This is a genomic window from Staphylococcus sp. GDX8P54P (assembly GCF_017893165.1).
GTDB lineage: Bacteria > Bacillota > Bacilli > Staphylococcales > Staphylococcaceae > Staphylococcus > Staphylococcus borealis.
Map to the genome: position 1 here is coordinate 1 of NZ_JAESMM010000062.1, position 6,026 is coordinate 6,026.

Below are 6,026 nucleotides of genomic sequence, written 5' to 3' on the forward strand. Positions count from 1 at the left end.
TCGATATTGAATCTGAAGAAGATTTATTAGAAAAAATGGGATTAATTAAAGATATTGAAGGTAATATTCACGAAATAGAAAAATAAAAACAAGCATAAATCATTTTTAAAAATGATTTATGCTTGTTTTTATTTTATTTTATTTAATAGAATAATTATATACTATTTAAAAAATTTGTGAACAATACTTTGAGCAGCTGTTCCATTTTCATATGAACAAAACTTATCATAAAATTTTTCATACTTCATTTGATATTGTTGCTGAATTTGTTCAATATTTTTAATAGATTTTATTAATGAGTCATTTGTTTTTATAAGAGGTCCAGGGGCCTCATTTTCAAAATCAAAGTAAAATCCGCGTAAACTATCTCTATAGTGTTCTAAATCATAAGTAAAGAATAGCAAGGGTTTTTTTGTATTAGCGAAATCAAACATTACAGAAGAATAATCAGTGATACAAATATCAGTTATTAAGAATAAATCACTGATATCATTATATCTATTGCCGTTAATCACAAAATTATCTAAAGAACTATCTAACTGTAAAGCGTTACTAATAATAATATGTGGTCTTAGAATTAAAATATAGTCTTTGCTTAGTTGTTCTTTCATTTTTTGCAAATCAATTTGTAAGTTAATGATATGTTTTTTAGCTTTATTAACTTCATCATCACGAAAAGTTGGTGCATATAGAATAATTTTACGTTCATCTTGAATACCTAAACGTTGTTTGATTTTTTCTTTTTTATTATTAATATATGCTATATCCTCATTATAAAATATATCATTTCGTGGATAGCCAACTTCTAATATTTCTTTGTGGAATTCAAAGGCTGATCTGAAACAACTAGATGCGTATGGACTTGGTGAAACCAGATAATCCCAATATTTAATTGCATTGTTGACACGGTTTTTATAGTTAGCATCTCTACCCTCAAAACTTTCAACATCATTTAACATTTTCTTAAGTGGAGTGCCATGCCATGTCTGGATATATATTGTATCTTTAGGTTTTGTAATATAATGTGGAAAGTTCTGGTTATTTACCCAATATTTTGCACGGGATAAATAATGATAATATTCCGGTGATAAACGTTTTACTGTGATAACATTAGGATCATTAAATGGAAATTGTTGATTACTTACCCAAACAATTTGGTAAGCATCACTATATTCTTTTAATTTATCGTAAATAACTTTCGGACTATCGCTCACAGATTTACCTACGTTACTTTCAAACACAACCAAGTCCTTTTTAACTGGAACTACTTTGGAAATGGCTGAGTTATATTTATCCATAACGTTAAAGTATTTCTTACTTTTCCTAAAGCGTTTGAATAAATGTTGAGACAAAATATCATATTTGAATTTACTCTTTAATCGATTAGTTGTTTTGTAATTTTGAGCAACTTCAAATATCCTTTGACTGTTGTATTGATCACGATATTTTATGAACTGATTTGCTTTCATTTCAACATTTTTATCGATTTGATAATTATTCATAATCATCTTTTTTAGTTGTTTTTCTAAATCTTGTTGATTATTAACTATCGTACCAGGCAATTCATTTTCTATATCAAGATGTGAAGGTTGCTTACCTAAAAATTTATCTTTATCAAATTGATAATAAAGGACCGGTTTATTTAAAAAGCTAAAATCAAAAGCAACACTTGAATAATCTGTTATCATTAATTTACTCTCTTGGATTAGTTTTTGAACATCGATGTCGCCCTGTTTAACGCTTGTAATATACGATGGAACGTTAAACAATTCAATGAAAGGTTGCATATTAGGATGTAGACAGAAAATAACTTCATTTCCGTTATCTACGATATTTTTAATATTAGAGCTATTTAATAATTGATTTATTCTTTCTAGGTATTCTGAATCTTCTATCTGTTCCCAGTTGGTTAACCAATCTCTCCATGTTGGTATGATTAAAATTTGATTTTTAGTTGTAACTTTTGGATTAAAAAGATTGTCAAAACGAGCTAAACCTGTCACAGCAACTTGGTCACTATCAAATTTCAAATCTCTAACAACAATCTGCTTTTCTCTCTCAGAGCTTGTAATAAAAAGGTCTACATTGAAATCTTTCAGTTGATTACCATTGATATTTGATAAATTTTTAGTCCCTAATACACCATGTTGTAAAAACACTCTAGTAGCTTTAATTTTTTTAGAATAAATTGCACTATTAGTAGGGAATATTAATTCTGGATGATGTGTTGTACATATATAATCGGCTTGTAACATAATATTGAAGTGTTCTGGGGATTTGTAATAAATGACATTACCAAAAGGAAGAACATTTTGGGCTTCGTTAGAATCTTCTTCAATAATATAATACACGGGTAATTCTGGATAATGTGTCCGCATATATTTAAAAAAATGAAAACCATTATCTTGAGCTTTATAAGATTTTTCCCCAACAACCCAAACTTTTTGATGATTTTTTTGGAACGGCAATTTCAAGTTAGGTTTTTTTAAATTTTCGATATAAGTTAGATAACTATCTATTGTATATCTATTAATTCTAAATGAAAGATTACGTCCTTTCATAGTTAAATAAGGGGTAATAGAGATTATTTCGCCCTCATAGTCAGTGATAATTTCTCCTTTAAGAAAACGTTCTGCAATTATCCTAGGGTTGCCTAACTTGACTTCGATAGGGACTTTTGATTCTTGAACCTCAATTTCTAAATAAATATCAATTACATCACCATTTTCAAATGGATATTTCATAAATTCAATGAGTTCTTGGTAAGCATCTAATGAAAAATTTACGTAAGTTAATCTTTTAGTTTTTTTAATAATATTAATAGGTAAATCAATCATTCTTTTTCTTTTTGTAAAACGTGTTCCTATAACAAGATAAGCATTTTGTAAGGTCGCATTAACAAGCGAAAATTGCCCTTCAATTTTTGCTTCAGAGTTGTTGAATTTAAATGAATCGATATGTCTTCTAGAAAAATAAACTTTTGAAGGAGTATATTCAGCCATTGAAAGATGTAAAAACCCATTTTTTGTAATGTAAGGATGGATTGTATATTCATCATCTATTACTTCTGATAAATTACTTACAGTAGTTTGCGCGTTATTAACTTTTAAGTTTTTTTGAGTGGTTAAAAGAATATCTGATTCTTCAACAACTAAATATATTTTATTCGTTTCATAATGTTTAAAGACGTTTATTACTTCATTTAAATCAATTTTAAAGTTAAAGTCATCGTCTATTGGTTCATAGTAAATAGAATTAACTTCATTTTTTAAATACAATTTGTTAATTTGTTTGTTTGTTTTATTAAAAGAAATATAAAGATTAGATCCTTCTTGTATTATGTTTGTCAATGTACTGACCTCCATGAAAATTGTATAAATATTACGCATATAATATAATTAACTATAATACATAAGCTGTTGCCTTGAAAAGTTATAGCAAAAAAACTTTTATAGAAAAGAGGTACAAAATTGAAAAAACTATATTTATTAATTAATTCTTTAGATATTGGTAGAGGAGGGCTCACTAAAGCACATTTACAACAAGCGAGCATGTTAAGCGATTTGGGGTATGATACAAATATACTGACATTTAATTATAATGGAGATTATCCAAAAATTATAAAAGAAATCTATAACATTTACAATCTTAATAGAAAAGTAAAAATTATTAATATGTATGATTATTATAGAAACGAAAAAAGTACTATAAAATATAATAATACATATGCAAGTTTAATCGATAATAATACAATTGTCGAAAAACTAAACAATAACGCAATTAGGTTATATGAAAATGGATTATATAAAAAATACGTTACATTTCGAGAAGATAAATCAATAAGAGGTATAGATTATTTTAGTGATTCTCGGTATCGTTTAAAATCCGAATTTTATACATACGAAGGATATGTTGGAAAAGTATCATATATGGATTATAATTTTAATAAACCAAGACAAATGATATTTTATAATAGTTTAGGTAACTGTTATATGAGTAAATGGGTCAATCCTGAAAATGGACGAGCTACTAGAATTAACCTAGTGCAAAATAATGAAATAACTCACTCATTTAAAAATGATAATCAATTAAAAACACATTTTATAGAACAAATTATTAAAAATGATACCAATCCTATTATAATTTCTGACGCAAGAAATACTGATAATATTATGATTGATGTAAAAAATAAAAACGTTAGTAAGAATGTAAGATTGCATAGTAACCATTTAAGCTCAAATGGTGAAATAGCTAAAACTGTAATGCCCTCTTTAGAAAATCTTAAAAGTATAAATTCTTTAATAGTATTAACAAGCCAACAAAAAGAGGATATTGTAAATAATTATGGTTATTCAGAAAAAGTAAAAGTTATTCCACACGGTATACAGACTTTACCTTCAAAAGAGATTAATAATATCATTAGAAAAAACAAAGCTGTGGTTATTTCTAGGTTAGTTAAATTAAAACAAATTGATCATATAATTAAAGCAATAAACCTAATTAAAAATGATGATCCTGGATTTATATTGGAAATTTATGGAAATGGAGATGAATTAGAAAATTTAAAATCCTTAGTCAAAAAAAATAAACTGGAAAACAACATTATATTTAAAGGTTATACTAATAATCCATTAGAAATATATAATGAATCATTGTTTTCTATAACCACCTCTAAAACTGAAGGATTTTCATTAGGTATTTTGGAAAGTATGGCTGTCGGAACTCCTGTAATTTCTTACGATTTTAACTATGGCCCACAAGAAATAATTGATAATAATAAAAATGGCTTAATTATTAGCAAAGACAATATAAAGGAATTAGCTGAAAAAATATCATATCTAAAAAATAATGAAAAAGTCCTAAAAGTTATGAGTAAAAAAAGTATAGAAAAAATTGAAGAGAAGTTTTCAAAACAAAGTGTTAAAAATAAATGGTTTGAATTCATTGAAAATAATAATATAATAAATCAAAATAATTTATAAATATACGTAATCACCTTAATTTTGACTTAAATGAGTAGTTAGAATACTTTTTTCTAAAATATTATATTTTGAAATTTCGAAGAAAACGCTTGTTTTTGAGATACTGTTTGAATTTGGAATGTTTAATACACATACAAAAATGTATGTGTATTAATTTTTACTTATTGAGAAAAGAGAGAATCTTTAATCTCTCTTTTTTTGTTTCATTGTTAAAATCTCATAATAGAAGATTAATATGTGTTTTAGAATGCTGTGAGAAACTCTCAGTTGCATTGAAACAAAGTTTATTAAACCAAATCATTGTCGTGTTTAATTCTATAAACAGTCTGCCTTGTTATATTCACTTCTTTCGCAATCTTACTGATAGCTGTGCCTTCCTTTAACATTTCTACAACTCTATGATAAATAATACGTTTTTGAGGATCTTTAGCATTCGCTGAATAAAGTAACGGACGCCCTTTATATACACCTTTTTCTTTCGCAACTTTAATACCTTGTGCTTGTCTACGTTTACTTTCATTTCGTTCTTGTTCTGAAACCATTGCTAATATTTGAATGATTAGGTCTTTCATAAATTTATCTAATAATGGATTGCCGATTACTTCATTCATCATAGGTAAGCTAGTAATCATCAATTGAACTTCTTTGTCTTTTAAATAATTAACAGTATGAATCACTTCATCGTAATTACGACCTAAACGATCAATCGATTCCACGACAAACCGATCCCCCATTCTCACAAAGTTAAGTGCTTCTTGAAGTACCGGTCTATTTTCAATAGATTTCCCAGACTGTTTTTCTGTGAAAACTTTTTCAACACCAAACATTTTTAAATTTTCTAGTTGTCTTTCTAAATTTTGATCTATAGAAGATACTCTCGCGTAGCCAACAATCATTGATTTTCACCTCATAATTAATATACACCCTAATCATACATCTAAGATGGTATAAAATTAATAACGCTGTCACTTTATTCGATATATGAGAATGACTTTACCTAATAAATGAGAAAAGCAACGCACTATATTAAAATGCGTTGCTTTT

3 protein-coding genes are annotated in these 6,026 nt (G+C 26.8%); 1 reads left to right on the top strand and 2 read right to left on the bottom strand.

The features are described from left to right. Nucleotides 1-161 precede the first annotated feature (161 nt). Nucleotides 162-3,350 (bottom strand): CDP-glycerol glycerophosphotransferase family protein, encoded by a 3,189-nt coding sequence (locus tag KA909_RS12950; RefSeq protein ID WP_210130300.1) that lies wholly within the window; start codon nucleotides 3,348-3,350, stop codon nucleotides 162-164. A gap of 120 nt (nucleotides 3,351-3,470) precedes the next feature. On the opposite strand from KA909_RS12950, the gene KA909_RS12955 reads away from it, so the two are divergent. Further along, on the top strand, nucleotides 3,471-4,982 hold the full coding sequence (locus tag KA909_RS12955) for a glycosyltransferase (RefSeq protein WP_037577273.1): 1,512 nt from the start codon (nucleotides 3,471-3,473) through the stop codon (nucleotides 4,980-4,982). Nucleotides 4,983-5,269: 287 nt separating this feature from the next. Here the strand turns inward: KA909_RS12955 and KA909_RS12960 are convergent, their stop codons facing one another. Further along, nucleotides 5,270-5,878: a recombinase family protein gene (locus tag KA909_RS12960; RefSeq protein WP_037577271.1), complete on the bottom strand. Its 609-nt coding sequence runs from the start codon at nucleotides 5,876-5,878 to the stop codon at nucleotides 5,270-5,272. Between the last annotated feature and the right edge of the window lie 148 nt (nucleotides 5,879-6,026).

What these genes read in the sequence shown, in the direction of transcription:
- KA909_RS12960 (WP_037577271.1), bottom strand. Translation starts at nt 5,878, where the DNA reads ATGATTGTTGGCTACGCGAGAGTATCTTCTATAGATCAAAATTTAGAA.